Annotated in this window: 20 protein-coding genes; 9 read left to right on the top strand and 11 right to left on the bottom strand. The window is 64.8% G+C overall.

Annotated features, from left to right (window positions below; all coding sequences use genetic code 11):
- The first annotated feature begins 145 nt into the window (after nucleotides 1–145).
- A complete protein-coding gene (locus tag RX327_RS07045) occupies nucleotides 146–424 on the top strand; it encodes a hypothetical protein (RefSeq protein ID WP_152977546.1) in 279 nt (92 codons plus the stop codon).
- Between the two features lie 232 nt (nucleotides 425–656).
- Here RX327_RS07045 and RX327_RS07040 read toward each other — a convergent pair whose 3' ends face one another.
- A complete protein-coding gene (locus RX327_RS07040) occupies nucleotides 657–1,175 on the bottom strand; it encodes a hypothetical protein (protein ID WP_317249854.1) in 519 nt (172 codons plus the stop codon).
- A 318-nt stretch (nucleotides 1,176–1,493) separates the two neighbouring features.
- On the opposite strand from RX327_RS07040, the gene groES reads away from it, so the two are divergent.
- The 3 genes from groES to RX327_RS07025 all read left to right on the top strand — a co-directional run bounded on the left by groES (nucleotide 1,494) and on the right by RX327_RS07025 (nucleotide 4,002).
- Nucleotides 1,494–1,790, top strand: a complete 297-nt coding sequence (groES, locus tag RX327_RS07035) for a co-chaperone GroES (RefSeq protein WP_025033779.1) — start codon at nucleotides 1,494–1,496, stop codon at nucleotides 1,788–1,790.
- 176 nt (nucleotides 1,791–1,966) lie between these two features.
- Nucleotides 1,967–3,616 carry a chaperonin GroEL gene (gene groL / locus RX327_RS07030; RefSeq protein WP_317249853.1) on the top strand — a complete coding sequence of 550 codons (1,650 nt, stop codon included), beginning with the start codon at nucleotides 1,967–1,969 and terminating at the stop codon, nucleotides 3,614–3,616.
- A gap of 95 nt (nucleotides 3,617–3,711) precedes the next feature.
- Nucleotides 3,712–4,002: a hypothetical protein gene (locus RX327_RS07025; protein ID WP_050384229.1), complete on the top strand. Its 291-nt coding sequence runs from the start codon at nucleotides 3,712–3,714 to the stop codon at nucleotides 4,000–4,002.
- A gap of 31 nt (nucleotides 4,003–4,033) precedes the next feature.
- On the opposite strand, the gene RX327_RS07020 is transcribed toward RX327_RS07025, so the two are convergent.
- Entirely contained in the window at nucleotides 4,034–4,402 is a 369-nt protein-coding gene (locus tag RX327_RS07020) for an antibiotic biosynthesis monooxygenase family protein (RefSeq protein ID WP_050384230.1), read from the bottom strand.
- A 98-nt stretch (nucleotides 4,403–4,500) separates the two neighbouring features.
- Here RX327_RS07020 and RX327_RS07015 point away from each other — a divergent pair, with 98 nt between their 5' ends.
- Together RX327_RS07015 and RX327_RS07010 are read left to right on the top strand one after the other, a co-directional pair.
- Complete coding sequence (locus RX327_RS07015) at nucleotides 4,501–4,977, top strand: MarR family winged helix-turn-helix transcriptional regulator (RefSeq protein ID WP_050384231.1); 477 nt, start codon at nucleotides 4,501–4,503, stop codon at nucleotides 4,975–4,977.
- A 108-nt stretch (nucleotides 4,978–5,085) separates the two neighbouring features.
- Nucleotides 5,086–6,285, top strand: a complete 1,200-nt coding sequence (locus RX327_RS07010) for a hypothetical protein (protein WP_317249852.1) — start codon at nucleotides 5,086–5,088, stop codon at nucleotides 6,283–6,285.
- An 18-nt stretch (nucleotides 6,286–6,303) separates the two neighbouring features.
- Here the strand turns inward: RX327_RS07010 and RX327_RS07005 are convergent, their stop codons facing one another.
- Nucleotides 6,304–6,501: a hypothetical protein gene (locus RX327_RS07005; protein WP_050384233.1), complete on the bottom strand. Its 198-nt coding sequence runs from the start codon at nucleotides 6,499–6,501 to the stop codon at nucleotides 6,304–6,306.
- 248 nt (nucleotides 6,502–6,749) lie between these two features.
- On the opposite strand from RX327_RS07005, the gene RX327_RS07000 reads away from it, so the two are divergent.
- Nucleotides 6,750–7,214, top strand: coding sequence for an ester cyclase (locus RX327_RS07000; RefSeq protein WP_028333023.1), 465 nt, complete (start codon nucleotides 6,750–6,752; stop codon nucleotides 7,212–7,214).
- Between the two features lie 193 nt (nucleotides 7,215–7,407).
- Here the strand turns inward: RX327_RS07000 and RX327_RS06995 are convergent, their stop codons facing one another.
- A complete protein-coding gene (locus RX327_RS06995; protein ID WP_028333022.1) occupies nucleotides 7,408–7,875 on the bottom strand; it encodes a PaaI family thioesterase in 468 nt (155 codons plus the stop codon).
- A gap of 19 nt (nucleotides 7,876–7,894) precedes the next feature.
- Nucleotides 7,895–8,470, bottom strand: coding sequence for a bifunctional transcriptional activator/DNA repair enzyme AdaA (locus RX327_RS06990; protein WP_050384269.1), 576 nt, complete (start codon nucleotides 8,468–8,470; stop codon nucleotides 7,895–7,897).
- 207 nt (nucleotides 8,471–8,677) lie between these two features.
- On the opposite strand from RX327_RS06990, the gene RX327_RS06985 reads away from it, so the two are divergent.
- Nucleotides 8,678–9,352, top strand: a complete 675-nt coding sequence (locus tag RX327_RS06985; RefSeq protein WP_050384234.1) for a hypothetical protein — start codon at nucleotides 8,678–8,680, stop codon at nucleotides 9,350–9,352.
- A 60-nt stretch (nucleotides 9,353–9,412) separates the two neighbouring features.
- On the opposite strand, the gene RX327_RS06980 is transcribed toward RX327_RS06985, so the two are convergent.
- Both RX327_RS06980 and RX327_RS06975 read right to left on the bottom strand, forming a co-directional pair.
- The gene (locus tag RX327_RS06980) at nucleotides 9,413–9,829 is read right to left on the bottom strand and encodes an META domain-containing protein (RefSeq protein WP_317249851.1); all 417 of its coding nucleotides are present in this window, start codon (nucleotides 9,827–9,829) and stop codon (nucleotides 9,413–9,415) included.
- 156 nt (nucleotides 9,830–9,985) lie between these two features.
- Nucleotides 9,986–11,656 (bottom strand): L-lactate permease, encoded by a 1,671-nt coding sequence (locus RX327_RS06975; RefSeq protein WP_317249850.1) that lies wholly within the window; start codon nucleotides 11,654–11,656, stop codon nucleotides 9,986–9,988.
- A gap of 310 nt (nucleotides 11,657–11,966) precedes the next feature.
- On the opposite strand from RX327_RS06975, the gene RX327_RS06970 reads away from it, so the two are divergent.
- On the top strand, nucleotides 11,967–13,712 hold the full coding sequence (locus RX327_RS06970) for an ABC transporter ATP-binding protein/permease (protein WP_317249849.1): 1,746 nt from the start codon (nucleotides 11,967–11,969) through the stop codon (nucleotides 13,710–13,712).
- Between the two features lie 164 nt (nucleotides 13,713–13,876).
- On the opposite strand, the gene RX327_RS06965 is transcribed toward RX327_RS06970, so the two are convergent.
- The 4 genes from RX327_RS06965 to RX327_RS06950 all read right to left on the bottom strand — a co-directional run bounded on the left by RX327_RS06965 (nucleotide 13,877) and on the right by RX327_RS06950 (nucleotide 18,456).
- A complete protein-coding gene (locus tag RX327_RS06965) occupies nucleotides 13,877–14,872 on the bottom strand; it encodes a TorF family putative porin (RefSeq protein ID WP_317249848.1) in 996 nt (331 codons plus the stop codon).
- A gap of 394 nt (nucleotides 14,873–15,266) precedes the next feature.
- Nucleotides 15,267–15,689 carry a histone gene (locus RX327_RS06960; protein WP_317249847.1) on the bottom strand — a complete coding sequence of 141 codons (423 nt, stop codon included), beginning with the start codon at nucleotides 15,687–15,689 and terminating at the stop codon, nucleotides 15,267–15,269.
- A gap of 215 nt (nucleotides 15,690–15,904) precedes the next feature.
- Nucleotides 15,905–17,221 (bottom strand): glycolate oxidase subunit GlcF, encoded by a 1,317-nt coding sequence (gene glcF / locus RX327_RS06955; RefSeq protein ID WP_317249846.1) that lies wholly within the window; start codon nucleotides 17,219–17,221, stop codon nucleotides 15,905–15,907.
- A complete protein-coding gene (locus RX327_RS06950) occupies nucleotides 17,218–18,456 on the bottom strand; it encodes an FAD-binding protein (RefSeq protein ID WP_317249845.1) in 1,239 nt (412 codons plus the stop codon). The genes glcF and RX327_RS06950 overlap by 4 nt, the downstream gene beginning before the upstream one ends.
- Nucleotides 18,457–18,474: the final 18 nt, after the last annotated feature.

The raw sequence follows: 18,474 nt of genomic DNA, 5'->3' as shown, positions 1-18,474 counted from the left end.
CCCTCTTTCACGATGAAGCAGATCGACCTCACGCGGCGACGGGTCGCGCGCGGCGTTGATCTACGTCAACATCGCCTCCCCCTTGCCACTGACGATACCTTGGGCCGCATCTGAAGCGGGCTCCATCACCTTCGGTTCACTTGCGATGAGGAGGATCACCATGCGTCGGACGAACATTGTTTCGACCAAGTCAGTGACGTTTGCGGGAATAGCAGCGAGCCTGATGTTGGGGTTTGCAGGCGCCGCTCTCACTCCGGCACCGGCCAACGCGGTGATCTACTGCACGTATGTCGGTTATCCGGCAGGCTGCGTGGCGCGGGCAGGCGTTGTGCTCAGGCCTCGTCCGGTGGCGCGCGCTGCGGTCCGCCACAATGCGGGCGGCAATTTGAATGGCGGCGTCAATCGGGTTGGCGTGCGGCGATAAGGCCGTGTTTGCGGGTCTTCTTCCCTTCTCCCCTTGTGGGAGAAGGTGGCGCGGACGCAGTCCGCGCCGGATGAGGGGTTCTATCCGCGAGTCAGGAAACGAGAGAGGGTCACGCGCGGAGGGAGACCCCTCACCCGCTCTGCATCTGGCGATGCGATCCGGCCTCTCCCACAAGGGAAGAGGCGAACCGGCTGTGCGGCCGTAGATCGGTCGAAAAACGGATCACTCGCTTTTACGCCCTCGGCGCGCAGCGGACGTAGACCATGTTGCCGTAGCGGGTGGCGGCGTCCTTGTCGATGAAGCGGGTGATCAGGACGCGACCGTCGAAGGAGATGATCTCGCGATCCTGTTCGCCAGGGGTCGGCCCCGCCGGTCCGATGTAGTTCTTGCCGCTCGGCGAGCCCTTCAGCCGCAGCTCCTGCGGCGTCGCCTGGTCGGCCAGATGCATGATCACGCCGCCGTTCTGGCCAGCGGTGATCACATAGGGGTTCTTGCACTGCGCCCGGGCGGCAGCCTCGGTACGGGCGCGGTCGGCCGGGTTCTGGAACGAGGCGAGACCCCAGCGGCCGACGATCTCGTCCGCGCGGATGGTGGCAGGCATTTCGGGGGCGACCCCCGGCTCGGCTGGCGCCGGCTCAGGGTTCGACGACAACGACGGCAGGCTCATGCTGCCGCACGCCCCCAAGAGTGTCGTCAGCGCCGAAACAGCCGCGAACCGTGCGACCAATCGCGCGTTGAATGACCTGATCATATGCATCCCCCGACTATGTCCCGGCCGCACCCGTCCCGCAGCCAAGCGTAAAACTTAAGACGGAGCAATGACGTCTGACAAAATTACGTCATCGCTACGATTTGGTTTCTGGTCCACCATCCTATATTGGCCTCACCAAGGCCTTAACCCGTTTGCTTGACAGAAACTGCGCCAAGCCATATTTCCCGGCCCACAATTAGCACTCTTGCACCACGATTGCTAAAAGCGTCGGGCGTCCTGCCCAGCGCCGACCGGGCCGGCATCCAACGCCGGTCCCGATGAACCGGACCTGAAAGCGAGCCTCCAAAGGGAAACGTCATGGCTAAATCCAAATTTCGTCCGCTGCATGACCGTGTCGTGGTCAAACGTATCGACGCCGAGGAAAAGACCAAGGGCGGCATCATCATTCCCGACACCGCCAAGGAAAAGCCGTCGCAGGGCGAGGTCGTCGCCGTCGGGCCCGGCGGCCGCGATGAGACCGGCAAGCTGATCCCGATCGACCTCAAGGTCGGCGACCGCGTGCTGTTCGGCAAGTGGTCGGGCACCGAGGTCAAGATCGACAACGAAGAGCTCCTGATCATGAAGGAGTCGGACATCATGGGCGTGCTGGCGTAATAAGGCCGGCAATTCCAGAACCCGCCGCACCCTCTAGCTCTCATGCCCGGGCCTGACCCGGGCATCCATCAATCTTCGCAAGATTCTCGCAAGGACGATGGATTGCCGGATCAAGCCCGGCAACGACGAGCGCAGATGCCGGCGCCCGCACCGAAACATTCCAGGAGTTCAAATCAATGGCTGCCAAAGACGTCAAGTTTTCCGGAGACGCGCGCGACCGCATGCTGCGCGGCGTCGACATTCTCGCCAACGCCGTCAAGGTGACGCTCGGCCCGAAGGGCCGCAACGTCGTCATCGAGAAGTCGTTCGGCGCGCCCCGCATCACCAAGGACGGCGTCACCGTCGCCAAGGAGATCGAGCTCGAGGACAAGTTCGAGAACATGGGCGCCCAGATGCTGCGCGAGGTCGCCTCGAAGACCAACGACACCGCCGGCGACGGCACCACCACCGCGACCGTGCTGGCCCAGGCCATCGTGCGCGAGGGCGCCAAGGCGGTTGCCGCCGGCATGAACCCGATGGACCTCAAGCGCGGCATCGACACCGCGGTCGCGGCCGTGGTCAAGGACATCGAGAAGCGCGCCAAGCCGGTCGCCGCCTCCTCCGAGGTCGCCCAGGTCGGCACCATCTCGGCCAACGGTGATGCCGCCATCGGCAAGATGATCGCCCAGGCGATGCAGAAGGTCGGCAACGAGGGCGTCATCACCGTCGAGGAGAACAAGTCGCTCGACACCGAGGTCGACATCGTCGAAGGGATGAAGTTCGACCGCGGCTATCTCAGCCCCTACTTCGTCACCAACGCCGAGAAGATGACCGCCGAGCTCGAGGATGCCTACATCCTCCTGCACGAGAAGAAGCTCTCGGGCCTGCAGGCCATGCTGCCGGTGCTGGAAGCCGTGGTGCAGTCGGGCAAGCCGCTCGTCATCATCGCCGAGGACGTCGAGGGCGAGGCGCTGGCGACCCTGGTCGTCAACCGCCTGCGTGGCGGCCTCAAGGTCGCGGCCGTCAAGGCGCCGGGCTTCGGTGACCGCCGCAAGGCCATGCTGGAGGACATCGCGATCCTCACCGGCGGCCAGCTCATCTCCGAGGAACTCGGCATCAAGCTCGAGAACGTCACGGTGAAGATGCTTGGACGCGCCGGCAAGGTGGTGATCGACAAGGAAAACACCACGATCGTCAAGGGCGCCGGCAAGAAGCCCGACATCGAGGCGCGCGTCGGCCAGATCAAGGCCCAGATCGAGGAGACCACCTCGGACTACGACCGCGAGAAGCTCCAGGAGCGCCTCGCCAAGCTCGCCGGCGGCGTCGCGGTGATCCGCGTCGGTGGCGCCACCGAGATCGAGGTCAAGGAGAAGAAGGACCGCGTCGAGGATGCGCTCAATGCCACCCGCGCTGCGGTGCAGGAAGGCATCGTCCCCGGCGGCGGCGTCGCGCTGCTCCGCGCCAAGAAGGCGGTGGGCCGTCTCACCAACGCCAATGACGACGTCCAGGCCGGCATCAACATCGTGCTGAAGGCACTGGAAGCCCCGATCCGCCAGATCTCCGAAAACGCGGGCGTGGAAGGCTCGATCGTCGTCGGCAAGATCCTGGAGAACAAGTCCGAGACCTTCGGCTTCGACGCCCAGACCGAGGACTATGTCGACATGGTCGAGAAGGGCATCATCGATCCCGCCAAGGTGGTGCGCACCGCGCTCCAGGACGCCTCCTCCGTGGCGGGCCTGCTGGTGACCACCGAAGCCATGGTCGCCGAGCTGCCGAAGAAGGAAACTGCGCCGGCCATGCCGGCCGGCGGCGGCATGGGCGGAATGGGCGGCATGGGCGGCTTCTAAGCCTTACCCGCGCAATCCGCATCGCAATCGAAGGCCGCCTCCGGGCGGCCTTCTTTTTTGCAGTTTGATTACGATCGGGGTGCAAGGATCATCGCATGTCCCGCGACGCCAAATCACTGACGTTGACGCTCGTGCTGTTCTACGCGATCGGCGCGTTGCTTGCGCTCGGCGCTTATGCTTTGGACAGCATCGATGATTTTGCGATCGTCTTGACGTTCTGGTTCAAGCAAACGCTGACGTTTGTCGTCCTCGGCGCGGGTTATGGCGTCTATTACGTCATTTCCGGTTCTGCCGGTCATCGTCCGAAAGCGCCGCTGCGATTTCTGGACATCTCGTTTCTGGCCGCTGCCGCCACGCTCGGGGTCGGCATGCTGGTGCACAGCTGAGCGATCCTTGACGCGACGGCCTGACAGTCCGTTACCCCACGCACACACCCGGGACCGCGACCTTCTGGAACAAGTGCGGCGAGGCCACCGCCGAGGCGGGATAGGCCGAGAGCTTGGCCCTGAACTCCGGGTTCGTGAACGCGGCGCGGAAGGCGGCGGTGGATTCCCAGACCGCGTAGTTCAGATAGGCCGGGCTGTCGCCGATCGCGCGGTGCAGCTGGGTCGAGATGAAGCCCGGCTGCCGCTTCATGATGGCGGCATCGTCCTGCCAGGCCTTGAGAAAGCTGTTCTCATCGGCCGCTTCGAGCGTGAAGAGGTTGACGAGCACGACGTTGCTGGCGTCGACCGCGAGCTGGCGGTCGATCGGGAAAGCGGGGTCCAGGGGGCGCATCTGCGGCATGGTTAGCTCCGTTCGATATGGTGTTATGATGTCATTTCGTTCTGATGAATACATATAGAAATTGACATCATGATGTCAATACGATTGTATGGTGACAAATGCCGAATGCAAAGCGAACGCCGGCGGGCGAAGCCCTGAGCACCCTGATTCCGGACCTGTTCAGGCTCAACAGCCTGCTGTTCACATCAGGCGACCGGCTGGTGGCCGGGCTCGGGCTGACCAGCGCGCGCTGGCAGATCCTCGGCGCAATCGTTGCCGCCGAGCGCCCGCAACCGGTCGCATGGCTGGCGCGCGACCTCGGCGCCGCCAGACAGAACGTGCAGCGGATCGTCAACGACCTCGAACGGGACGGGCTTGTCGCCTTCGAAACCAACCCGCATCACCGCCGTGCCCAGCTCGTCGTACTGACCGCCAAGGGGCGGCAAAGCTTCGACGCGGCCATGCGCCTGCAGCTGCCCTGGGTGAACGGCCTCGCCGACGGGCTGTCGATGAAGGACCTCGAAACCGTGAGCCGCGTCGCGACGGTGCTGCGCGGCCGGCTGGAGAGCGGCGAGGAACCTGACGAACGCACATGACTGCGATCGCGGCGCGAGGCCGCCGTTAGGCGGCCTTCTTTTTTGGCCAATGACATGGAGGTTTGCTAGTTACGACGGAACCGATTCTGCCCTTCGAGGACTTATCGTATGCGCGCGCTCCCGCTCCTGCTGCTCGGTCTTGCCGTCGCCTCGGCGCCTGCTTTCGCCCAGATGAAACTGCAATCGAAGGCGGCGCCCGCCGGCGGCATCGAGACGCGCTATTTCACCTCGATCGACGGACTGATGGACGGCAATGCCGACGTGATCCTGAAGGAGACGCGCCAGGGCAAGACGGTCACCGCGGCGGTGCTCGACGTCTGCTACCCGATCGCGAAAAACTCCGACCGCAAGGACCGCTTCGTCGTCAACCTGACCGTCAGCGGCCAGACGCTTTCCGGCACCGCCCAGAGCGTCGCCGACAAGCAGCCGGTCACCATCAAACTGAACCGCAAGCAAACCGGCGACGGTTTCGAGTTCCGCGGCCAGATTGCGGTCGGCCAGGCGGTGACCGAGGTCACCTCGCCCGACAATTCCGATCTCAGCGAAAGGGAATTTCTGGACAACCAGACCTCCGACGACGGCATCACGCAGCAGCCGAAGGATTTCACCGACGTCTCGCCGGAAGCGATCGGTGTGCGGGTGAAGCTCGATGCGGCGGCGGATTTCCTCAAGACCCTGAAGGGCGAGGCCGTCGAGATCGGCACCTCCAGCCTCGCGGTGACCTGCGATGCGATGCGCTCCGGCGAGCAGACCATCAACCTCACCGTCGACCCCGAGCACGCCGGCGCGCTGCTCGCCAAGGCGAAATCCGCGCCCGGCGTGACCGCGGCCGGCTGGACCAGCGGCGTGGCCGAGATGGACCGCACCATCCGCTTCCCCGCCGCGGACTGGCGCGAGGGCGACAAGATCAACAAGGGCAAGCTCGCATCGACGATCGCGGGCGTGCTGGCGAAGACGCTTGCCGCAAAGCCCGCCTCGGCGACATGGAACGCGAACACCGGCAAGCTCAAGCTGGTGCTGAAGCGGCCCAGCACGACTTACCCGGCACTCGGCCTCACCCAGAACTACGAGGTCACGGCCCTGGTCTCCCCCGACAAGCCCGGAAGCTCTGACCGGCTGTTGCTGTGGGTCTCGAGCCCCACCGTCTCGACATCGGACGACAGCGCCGGCGCCAGGCTGAATCTGTCCGACGATTCCAGCAGCGACGAGGAAGGCAGCGAGACCAGGGACGACAATGGCGCGATCGACGCGCTGCTCAAGGAATTCAAGGGCCAGCGCTGGGACGCCGACAAGTCGGTGTGGCGGTAACGCCTAAACCGGCACGCTTCAGGCCGCCCTCGTCCTCAGCGGCACCACATAGTTGCATTCCGCCGCAGGAGCTGTGTCCGGACCGGACTGAAGCATCCCGTCGCTTCTGACGAACAATTCACAACGAGGCTCGATCGCAACGCGATCGAGCAGTGCCCGCAGCTCGGGACGAAGTCCATCGCCGCGCAGCGCGGCGATCGCATCGAAGTGACGCATGATGGTCTCCTGTGTGATCGCGAACAGGTTTTCGCGCGCGTGTTGTGCGGGCCACCCGCTTCCCGATAGCGCGACGACGTTCGAGAAGCGGCGCTAAGCGCCATATCGACAAAGCGGAATCTCGTCCGAAAGCCGGCTGCACGCCCGATCTGGAATCGGGTGGTCCGACACGCGTCTCAAAATGCCTAATGCGCGCATCGACACAACGCCGGTCGCGATGCCGGCAACATGCAAATGGAGACGAAGAGATGTCAGAGGAAAACAAGAAGGTTGTAGGCCGCTGGTTCGAGGGCTTTTGGGGAAACCCGTGGAATCCGCGCATCATCGAAGAGCTCGCGACGCCAGACATTGTCGTGCACTACCCGATGCATGAACCGAAGAAGGGCCGCGCCGCGGTCACGCAATTCATCACCGAGTTTCGCGAGGCGTTTCCGGATCTGAATTTCTGGGGCGTCGGCGATCTCGTCGCGGAAGGCGACCTCGTGGTCGGCCGCTGGGAAGGCGGCGGCACCCACACCGGGCCTGCGTTCAGCGACTTCCGGCTCGGCTCGCTGCCGGCGGCCTCCGGACGCAAGATGACGTTCGCCGGCACCACCGTGCTACGCGTGCGGGACGGACGGATCGCCGAGGAGCTCGGCCAGGAAGATGCGCTGACCGCCATGTTTCAGCTCGGCCTCATTCGCTTGCCTGAACAGAGCGGCTACGCCGGTTGACCGGCGGCTTCATCGACGATCGCATCACGGCTACCCGAACGCACGTTTCGTGCGTTCGGGTAACGCAATCGAACAGCTCAGTGAAATCGAAGCTCTCTAACGCGCAGGCTCGCTGGACAGATTCCAATGTAGCCGCGCCCGCACGGCATCTCGCGAGGCGGTGCCGGCGGATTCTCTCCACAGCAACTCAGTATCAAGCCGGAAAGATCAGGCACGTCGTCGTGCCGTGCGCGAGCAATCTTCCCTTCCCGTCGGTGACCCTGCCTTCGGCGGTGCCGATGCGGCGGCCGCAATTGAGCACCTGGCCCTCGGCCCTGATCGGACCCGTGTCGGGCGTGATCGGACGCACCAGCGAGATCTTGAACTCGAGAGTTGTCTGGCTGGTGCCGGCATCGAGCGTCGACTGCACCGCAAGCCCCATGCAGCTATCGAGCAGCGTCGCGGTGAGGCCGCCATGCACGGTGCCTGCCGGATTGAGATGCGCGTCGGTCGGCACCAGCGTGACGACGACGCGGCCGCGCTCGGCTTCGGTGACGTCATAACCGAGTGTCCGCGCGATCGTGTTGAGCGGCAATGCGCCGCTGGCGAGGCCCTGCACGAATGCGAGGCCGCTCATCTTAAGCTTCTGTTCCGCACTGACGGTGCCGTAGCTCTTGGCCATTGCCGATCTCCATCGGGGTTTATTGCATCGCGACGGTTGGCCGCTTGCGCCGCAGCGACGCGGCGGAGCGACCGTAGAGTTTTGCGAATGCGGCATTCATGCGCCGCGCGCTGGAGAAGCCGGCGTGCCGCGCCACCAACGCAAGCGGCAACTCGCTGCCGTCGATCAGGCGCTTGGCGCGCTGCACGCGCAGCGACAGCGCGACCTGGAGCGGCGAGGCATCGAGATGCTCAGCGAACAGACGCGACAGATGCCGCGCGCCGACGCCGAGCCGCACCGCCAACGCTTCGACATTGCCGCGGTCGAGCGCGCCTTCCTCGATCAGCGCCAGGGCGCGCTCGACGGTCGTCCTGGTGCCTTTCCAGGCCGGGCAGAACGGCGCCGCCTCGGGACGGCAGCGCAGGCAGGGCCTGAAGCCAGCACGCTCGGCCGACGCCGCGCTGCCATAGAACCGCACATTGCGCGCGAGCGGCGTGCGCGCCCGGCAGACCGGGCGGCAATACACGCCGGTGGTCTTGACCGCGACGAACACGACGCCGTCCCAGGCCGGGTCGCGGCGCTGAAAGGCTGCATATTGTGCGGCGAAATCGAGCATGGGACCGCTATAGCCCCGCCCGCGCGCCGCGACGACCCGCTTTGCGGAGACGACGTCCGGAAACGACCGCTGCATGCGGAAGATACCCGGGCATCTACGGGGGCCTGCGACCAAAAGACTTCGTGCCGCCGCAGTTCGGTCACCGAAAATTAAGGCTCGATTTAGTTTCGAGGATCATGCTTCGCGCCATCGAACACAGGTCACGCCATGCAAGACCGCGAGCCGATCAACGCTGCGAGCATCTGGCCGACAGATGTGACGGAGGGTCATTCGCCGGCACAGACGGCGGACCTCTGGGATGTCACCGGCGAGAACCACGACGCCGCCCTGCTGCTGCGGGAGCCGTTTGCCGACCGCATCGGCACCGCGCTCTTGGCAGCGACCGCACTCGCCGCAAGCTTCGTGCTGGGATGGACCGGCGGAGCCAACTGGCACGACCTTGCAGCTCCCGCCCCGGTCCCGGTGGCCCAGAAGGAAGCGCCGGCCCCGCACATTGCGGAGGTGGCGCCGAGCCGAAAGGAGAGCCCGCGCCGGGCCGCGTCCAACGCCGACCCCCTCGTCACCGGCAGCATTCCGAGGACCGCGCCGGCCAGCCCGCGCCCGCTCGCCCTGGGCGCCGCGCCGACGACCTTGAATGCACAGGCCGCCGCATTGGGGCCGAAGCAGCCGCCGGCGGCGGCGCCGGAAACGCGGCCGAGCACCATCCCGGGATGGTCGGTGGTCGAAGTCCGCGACGGCACCGCCGTGCTCGAGGGGCCCGAGGGCGTCAAGATGGCCGCGCGCGGCGACGTCGTGCCCGGCCTCGGACGGGTCGATTCCATCGTGCGCTGGGGCAACCGCTGGATCGTCGCCACCGCAAGCGGACTGATCGCAACGCCCTGAGCGTTTTGTCTTGACGCGTTTCCTTGACGCGAACCGCCGTCCGCTTCGCTCGATAACGCTTTAGTTGCTGTTGATCACGAAATGCAGCGACTTGCCGCCGGTGAAGGTCACCTCGTCACCGTGCCGGCGCCAGCTCGTCATGTCGCCCAGCACAGCCAGCAGATCCTTGTCCGCCTGCGCCCGCTCCGGCGTGCAGGTGCGGTTCTCCATCGCGCCGGGAACGAAGATCACCGTGTTGCCGGCAACCGAGAACTGGCCCTTGCCGCCCTTGCACCAGAGCTCCAGCACGACTTCGCCATGGTCGCCGATCTCGATCGAGGGAATCCGCTTGGAGCCCGGCATGCGCGCGGCATCGAGCGTCATCACGAAGCCGAACGGGAACTCCTCCTGGGCCCGCGCCGCATCCGCGCCGAGAGTCGCGGCAACCAGCGCCAACGCGGCGATGCCGCCGTTCAAATTTCGCCTCATCGAAATCATGCCAATCCTCGAAATGCGACGCGCAACTGCGCGCCCCTTCTATGGGAGCAGAACTCGATTGGCCAGATTGGCAACGCCAGAAAATGTGCTTGAAACGCAAATCCCCGCGAGCCGTTCGCCCGCGGGGATCCCTGGTTCGACGGACGCGTCGTGGCGCTATTTCAGGACCATCGCCGTGAACGGCCAGACATAGGCCTGCAACGTCACGAGCACGCCGACGAGGCACGCCAGCACGATCGAGTGCCAGAACACGAAGCGCAGGATGGTGCCCTCATGCCCGTACCAGTTCGTCGCGGTGGAGGCGACCACGATCGACTGGGCGTCGATCATCTTGCCCATCACGCCGCCGGAGGAGTTCGCCGCGCTCATCAGGATCGGCGACAGGCCGAGCTGCTCGGAGGTGATCTTCTGGAGGTTGCCGAACAGGATATTGGACGACGTATCCGATCCCGTCAGCGCCACGCCGAGCCAGCCGAGCAGCGTGCCGAAGAAGGGATAGAGCACACCGGTCGCGGCAAAGGCGAGACCCAGCGTTGCGTCGACGCCGGACAGACGCGTCAAGGTGCCGATCGCGAGCATCGCCGAGATCGTGATCAGCGAGATCGCGCACAGACGTATGGTGCGGCCATACTCGGCCATCAGCTTGAGCGGCGAGAAGCCCATCAACAAACCCGAGATGATCGCGGCGATCAGCATGCCGGTGCCGGTGAACGACAGATAGGTGAAGCCGAACACGGCGCCTTCCGGCGTCGGCTTGGCGGCCACCGGCGGCACCTTGAAGATCAGCTTGTCGAGTTCGGGCACGGGATAGTTCCAGACGAAGATCGAGTTCGCCCAGCCCTTGAAGGCGCCGTTGCCCCAGATCAGCATCACGATGCAGACGATGATCCAGGGAAGCAACGCGCTCCACATTTCGCCCTGGGTCAGCGGCGTCTTGTCGAGCGGCGGTGCGGCGGCCATCGTCGCGGCCGATTCATCGTGTCCGCGCAACGCAGGCGAGAGCCAGAGCTGCTTCGGTTGCCACACCTTCAAGAACAGGATTAGGGCACCCATCGAGATCAGTGAGGCGCCGATGTCGACGATCCAGGGATTGATGTAGTTCGAAATCACGAATTGCGGGACGGCAAACGATAAGCCGGTGACGAGGATCGCCGGCCAGACGTCCTTCATGCCTTTCCAACCGGCGAACGCCCACACCACCCAGAACGGCACGATCAGCGAGAAGAACGGTAGTTGCCGGCCGACCATCGCGCCCAGGATGTAGGGATCGAAGCCCGTGACCGAAGCGAGGCCCTGGATCGGCGTGCCCAGCGCGCCATAGGCGACCGGCGCGGTGTTGGCGATCAGCGACAGGCCGGAGGCTGCGAGCGGCGAGAAGCCGAGCCCGATCAGCACGGCGCCGGTGATCGCAACCGGCGTGCCGAAGCCGGAGGCGCCCTCGAAGAACGCACCGAACGAGAACGCGATCAGCAGCAATTGCAGCCGCCGGTCCTCGGTGACCCCGCCGATGGCGCGCTTGAGCAATTCGAAGCGGCCGGTGCTCACCGTCACCTGGTAGAGGAAGATGACGTTGAGGACGATCCAGCCGATGGGGAAGAACCCGGTGACGATGCCCAGCACCGAGGCGCGGATCGACATGTTCGCGGGCATGGTGAAAACGAAGATCGTGACCAGGTTGGTCACGATCACGGCGATGATGGCCGCAATGTGCGCCTTCACCTTGCCGCTGGCGATCAGCACCAGCAGCGTGACCACGGGAATGGCGGCCGCGACGGTCGACAGCGCCGCATTGCCCAGCGGGTTGTAGATTTGATTCCAGGTGTTCATCTCGGGATCCTTCCCACATTTTTATGCAGCGCGCCGGCCTGCATGCGGGCAGGCGCGACTGGTGCGATTGCGGGAGTCCGTCGGAAAAGCTGCAGCCCCGGCTCGCGAATGAACGATCGGTAAGGATCGCTCACATCCTCGCGAAAAATCGAAGGTCCCCCGCCCCTCGCCGTTGTCCTCATGCTAGGGTTGACTCGATTGCCGGGACAAGCCAACGCTTGCATGCCAGACCTACGACTTTAGTCGAGGATTACCCCGATTGTCCCGATTCTTCAGGCCTTTGCGGCCCCTTCCCCGGAGACGATAATCTGTGAACAACATTCGCTCGACGCTCGCGACGGTGTGGCGCATCGCCTCGCCTTACTTCAACTCCGAGGACAAATGGGCGGGCCGCGGGCTGCTTGCGGCGGTCATCGCGATCGAACTGGCGATCGTGGGCATCAACGTTCTGATCACGCAGTGGAACAACCGCTTCTACAACGCGCTGCAGGAACGCAATTGGAACTCCTTCGTCAGCGAGATCATCTATTTCTGCGTCGTCGTCGCGTTCTTCATCCTGCTGGCGGTCTACCAGCTCTACCTCAATCAATGGCTGCAGATCCGCTGGCGGCAATGGATGACGACACACTATCTCGGGGACTGGCTGCATCAGGCCAATCACTACAGGATGCAGCTCCAGGGCGACGCTGCCGACAACCCCGACCAGCGCATGACCGACGACGTCAAGCTGTTCGTCGATCGCACGCTCACGCTCGGCCTCGGCCTGTTGAGCTCGGTCGTCACGCTGGCGTCTTTTCTCACCCTGTTGTGGGGCCTTTCCAATGAGGCACCGCTGCATTTGTTCGGCACGGAATATTCAATTCCCGGCTACCTTGTCTGGTGCGCGCTGATCTACTCGGTGCTCGGCACCGTGCTGACCCATCTGATCGGCTGGCCGCTGGTCGGCATCGATTTCGAGCAGCAGCGCTACGAGGCCGACTTCCGCTTCAATCTCGTCCGCGTCCGCGAAAATTCCGAGCAGATCGCGCTGCTGCAGGGCGAACCGGCCGAGCGCGAGCGCCTGCGCGTTCGCTTCGGACGCGTGGTGGAGAACTGGATCGCCCTCATGAACCGGACCAAGAAGATCACCGCGTTCACGGCCAGCTATCAGCAGGCCGCAGTGATCTTTCCGTACGTGCTGGTGGCGCCGGCCTTCTTCGCCAAGAAGATTCAGCTCGGCGACATGATGCAGACCGCATCGGCGTTTTCGAACGTCCAGGGCGCGTTCTCGTACTTCGTCACCATCTATCGTCAACTGGCCGAATGGCAGGCGGTGGTGAACCGGCTCGATGGATTCGAGGCAGGGATCGCGGCGGCATCAAAGCTCGCCAAACGCGACGACCGAATTCATGTCACGGCGACGCCGGGCGACGGCGCCGTCAGCCTGCAGGATCTGGTGCTGCGGCTGCCGGACGGCACGCCGCTGCTGAACGCGGACCGGTTCGGCTTCCGCAAGGGCGAGCGCACGCTGATGACCGGCCCCTCCGGCGCCGGCAAGTCGACGCTATTCCGCGCGATCGCCGGCATCTGGCCGTTCGGCGACGGCGCGGTCGATATCCCGGCCAATGCCAGCCTGATGATGCTGCCGCAACGTCCCTATCTGCCGATCGGCTCGCTGCATGACGCCGTCGTCTATCCGGGCGAGGCCACGCAATTCGATGCGGGACGGGTCCGCGAGGTTCTCACCGCCGTCGGATTGCCGCAGCTTGCGTCGCGGCTCGAGGAGCAGGCGCACTGGAACCGGATGCTGTCGCTCGGCGAGCAGCAGCGGCTCGGCATCGCGCGGGCGCTGCTGCATGCGCCGCAGTTCCTGTTTCTGGACGAGGCGACGGCCTCGCTCGACGAGCCGTCGGAAGCCGCGCTGTACAGGCTGATTGCCGAGAAGCTGCCCGGCACCACGGTGGTTTCGATCGGCCACCGCTCGACGCTCGACGCCTTCCATCAGCGCAATGTCACGCTGGTCCGCGACGGCGACCGCTTCACCCTGCGCGACGCGGCCAAGGTCGCCGCGTCGTAAGCAGCATGACAGGTCAGCCGCCACGGCTTGCGGCTGACCCCGGCGGGGGCACAGGTTTCGCGAACGCCTTTCGCTATTGTCTGCTCTGCGCCGATCAGACCTATCCGCAAAAACAAAAGGGGCGGCAGATTGCTCTACCGCCCCTCGATCCCCGGAAGGAGAGATTACTTCAGGTTGGACATCGCGGTCAGGTCGACCGAGAGCTTGGCGATGCCGGCCGCGCCGCACCAGTTGGAGCCGAGGCCCGACGGATTGATCGGGGTGACATTGGCGGTCCCGCCCGCGGTGAAGTCACTGGTGAAGGCGTTGCAGTCACCCTTCGACAGATCGGTGTCATAGTAGCGCAGATCGAGCGTGAGCACCTTGTAGGTGAAGCCGACACCGACGTTCCAGGTGTTGTAGTCGGCATATTTGATGCCGCCCGGGAATGCCGGAACGCCGTAGAAGCTGTCCGAGGTGCCGAGCCACTGGCGGCCGAACTCACCCGACACATACATGCCGACGCCACTGGCGCCGAAGGTCGTGCTCGGCGCAGTCCACTTGGCCGTGACCGAGGCGTAGTTGCCCCAGGCGCCGAGGTTCAGGAAGTTCGGCGAATAGTACTCGTTGAGCGTGAACGCCCAGTTGTCGTTCACGGTGTAGGTCACCTTGCCGTAGACTTCGAAGAACGAGACGTCCTTCTTCATCACGTTGAGGTTGGTCAGGGTGTTGGCCTGGCAGTCCGGGCTCAGCGGATTGCCGGCGAAGTCGGCCACCGCACCGCCGCCGTAGTAGCAGCTTCCGCCCGGATAGAGGTAGCCCCAGACACCGAAATCGAAGGCGAACATGCCGAAGGTCGGGCGGATACCGCCGTAGATGTCGACTTCTGCCGCGGCGCGGTTCGGGAACGAGATGCTCGCGGCGGCCGTACCGATATAGAGCTGGAGGTCCTTGTTGACGTTGTAGCGCGGCTCGAAATAGGCCGTCACCGACGGGTTGTGGTTCGACTGGGTAATACCGCGGAAGATGTAATCGCTCATGATGCCGGCGCCGAAAGCGACATCCCACGGATCGAAGGGAGCCGGCGGCGGCGCCTTGACGGCCTTCACCGCCATGTCAGCTGCCATTGCCGAGCTCGAAATCATTGCTAGCGCCGTTGCTAACAAAGCCAGTTTCTTCATGACGATCCCCATCTACTTGTTCAGACAGCCCGGCTCCGGTGGCCCCCAGGGCGGCGCGATAACGGACTGCAACTAAATCGCGTGTGGCCAATCTGAGGCTCGTGCACGGTACCGTGAAGCCAAAAAGACATGCATGTGCCGCCTTTTTAGGCGTTCTAGCCATATTGCCGCATGTTGATTTGCGGGTGTTGCATTTGCACCACAAGACCTCTGCTCCCGCACCGGTTGAATGGGTCACCAGGACAGGGAAACAGCAACAGTCGGCTCGGCGGAAGAGCATCGGCGCGAATCGCCGTGCCCGCAAAAGCACGGATGGTCATCGCATCTACGGAAGAAGCCGCAGCGTGGCGCGCTGCGGCTTCGATCAGTTGAACCTCGGCAATGTGGCAGCGGCTTAGTGGTGCTCGCCCCCGTCGGCCGACCCGGCAATCCAGCCCGGCGCCGGTTCGTGGCTCGGTGTGGCCCAGCTCGGAGCCGGCTGCGGCTCGGGCTCGGGCGCCGGGGGTGCCGCGACCGGGGCAGCCGGCTTCGACGCAGCAGCCTTCTTCGGAGCAGCGGCCTTCTTCGGCGCGCTCTTCTTGGCGGCGGCTTTCTTGGCAGCCCTCTTGGCGGCCTTCTTCGGTGCAGCCTTCTTGGCAGCTTTCTTTGCCGTTTTCTTTGCAGCTTTCCTGGCAGACTTCTTCGCAGCTTTCTTTGCAGTCTTCTTGGCAGACTTCTTTGCGGACTTCTTGGCCGACTTCCTCGCGGTCTTCTTCGCTGCTACGGCCTTCTTCGCTTTCTTGGCCTTCTTGCTTTTCTTCTTCTTCGCTTTCGCCATCGTGGTCCTCCTGTTGCCGCCATCTGAGTCCACCGGGCGTATTGAACTGATCGCTTGCCGGACGTTGGCTGCACCTCGAGGAGAGGCACTCTCCACTTCGCTTGTCGGGCATGATGGCCGCGCGATCGCTTCGCGTCTGTGGCAAGGAAGCGCCGGTCCTTTCACGTTGCGTCAGGGCAAGGCTGAGGTCCGGATCATGCTCGAGTGGCAGTCGATCAATTCAATCCTGGCCGGGGACCTCCTGTCGCCCAATCGAGAAGCTCAATCGTGTGTACGACCGGAACTGACGTGCCACTGGCAATCTGCACCATGCAGCCGATATTGCCCGCGGCAATCATGTCCGGCTTGACGCTTGCGATGTTGGCGACCTTGCGGTCGCGCAACCGGCCCGCAAGCTCGGGCTGGAGAATGTTGTAGGTCCCCGCCGAGCCGCAACACAAATGGCTCTCGGGCACATCTTTCACCACGAATCCATTCTTGGAAAGCAATTCTTTCGGAAGGCCCGTGATTTTCTGCCCGTGCTGCAACGAACACGCAGAGTGATAGGCGACGACGATGTCGCCTTTCTGCGTTGAAGGCGCGAGCTCGAGGCCAGCAAGATACTCGGTGATATCCTTTGCCAGCGCCGAGATTCGCTTGGCCGGCTCCGCGAATGTTTTGTCCTCGCGCAGGAGATAGCCATAGTCCTTGATGACCGTGCCGCAGCCGGAGGTCGTCACCAGGATGGCGTCGAGCCCCTCGCCGTCCGCTTCCTTGCGCCACGCCGCGACGTTGGCGCGAGCTCGCGCCAGCGCGTCCCGGTCGTTGCCAAGGTGATGGGTCAGCGCACCGCAGCACTGCTCGTCCCGGACCAGGACCACCTCGATGCCGTGGCGGGTGAGCAGACTGATGGCGGCCTGGTTGATGCGCGGCGCCAGCACCTGCTGGGCGCAGCCCTGGAGGAGCGCGACCCTGCCGCGCCGCCGGCCGATCGGCGCAAACACGGTTCCCGCAGCCGGCCCCGGCTGCGGCAGGCCGCGCGGCGCGAGCGCCAGCATCGCCTTGATCCGCCGCAGCAGACCCGGACTCGACGCTCCGACCGACGGCGTCGGCAGCAGTGCGGCGAACGGACGTGCGAGCCCGGCCAGGATCATGCTGATTCGGAACAGGCCCGGCCGCGGCAGCACAAGGGCGAGAACCGACCGCAGCAGCCGCTCGGTCAGCGGTCTCCGGTAATCCCGCTCGATCCTGACCCGGGCCTGGTCGACGAGGTGCATGTAGTTCACCCCCGAGGGGCAGGTCGTCATGCAGGCAAGGCACGACAGGCAGCGGTCGATATGCTTGACCACCTCGGCCGTCGGCGCCTGGTCCTTCTCCAGCATCTCCTTGATCAGGTAGATGCGGCCGCGCGGGCTGTCGAGCTCGTCGCCGAGCAGCACATAGGTCGGACAGGTTGCGGTGCAGAAGCCGCAATGGACGCAGGCACGCAGGATCTTGTCGGCTTCCGCGATATCGGGGTCGGCGAGTTGCGCGAGCGAGAATTCGGTCTTCATGAAGCCCCGCCTCGCATCATCCGGCCGCGGTTGAGGACGGACCTCGGATCGAAGCTCGCCCGGACCCGTTCACCGAGCGCGGCAAGCCCGGCCGCCTGCGGCTGGAACACATCGACCGCCCGGCGCACATCCTCGGTGGCGCGGATCAGGGTAGCGTGCCCGCCGATCGCCTCGACCTGGCCGCGGACCAGCGTGGCCTGGGCGTCGGCGCCCGGCGGCACCGCGGCCCAGATCAGCCCCCCGCCCCAATCGTAGATCACGTCGCCACCGGTGGCGCGCGACAACGCCTGGCCCAGCGTGCCGCCAGAGGCCGGCGGGCAAACGATACGCCACACCGGCCAGGCCCCGAGCGCGCCGTTCGCCGCGAACGGCACCACGTCGCGCAGCGCGCTCCAGATTGCGGCCGACGCATCGTCGGCGAGGCTGTCGACCGTGCCATAGGACGAGAGCGTCTGGCTCAGCGAGGCCGCCCGATGTGCCGCCGACGCCGAAATCCCCTCGAGCCGCACCAGCGTGACCGGCTGGCCTGAGGCTGCGAGGCCGGCCAGCGCACCGCCCCCGGACCGCAACGCCGAACCCGGCAGATGCGCGGCACCGGAGACGTCGAAGGGCGAGCCCAGCGCCGCGGTCATGGCCTTGTTGGCGGCGGCATCGTCGAGCCCGCGAAGCAGCAGCGTCCGCTCGGCTTCTGGCTTCGGCATCACCTTGAGCGTGACCTCCGTCATCACCGACAGCGTGCCCCAGGAACCGGCGAGCAGCTTGCAGAGGTCGTAGCCGGTGACGTTCTTCACCACCCTGCCGCCGGTCTTGAAGCTGTCGCCGAAACCCGAGACGGCGTGCGCCCCCAACAGATGATCCCTGATACCGCCGGCCTTGATGCGGCGGGGACCGGCCAGTCCGGCGCCGATCATGCCGCCGATCGTGCCGGCACCCGCGGTGCCGAACAGCACAGAGGTGTTCATCGGCTCGAAAGCGAATTGCTGGTTCTTGGCATCGATCAGCGACAGCACGTCGGCGAGCGGTGCCCCGGCCTGCAGCGTGACGATCAGCTCATTGGGCTCGTAGGAGGTGACGGCATTCAGCGCGGAGACGTCGAGCAGCGCATTGGTTGCCATCGGATGGCCGATGGCGCGCTTCGATCCATGTCCAATGACCTCAAGCGGCTGCTCGCCGGCGATCGCCGCGCGCACCACCTCTTCGACGTCTTTGGCGTCTCTGACCTTGAGCGTATCCACGGCCTAGCCGGTAGCCAA

This window comes from Bradyrhizobium sp. BEA-2-5 (assembly GCF_032918025.1).
Taxonomy (GTDB): Bacteria; Pseudomonadota; Alphaproteobacteria; order Rhizobiales; family Xanthobacteraceae; genus Bradyrhizobium; species Bradyrhizobium pachyrhizi.
The sequence above is the reverse complement of the archived record's forward strand: the minus strand, read 5'-3'. Positions and strand labels throughout refer to the sequence as shown.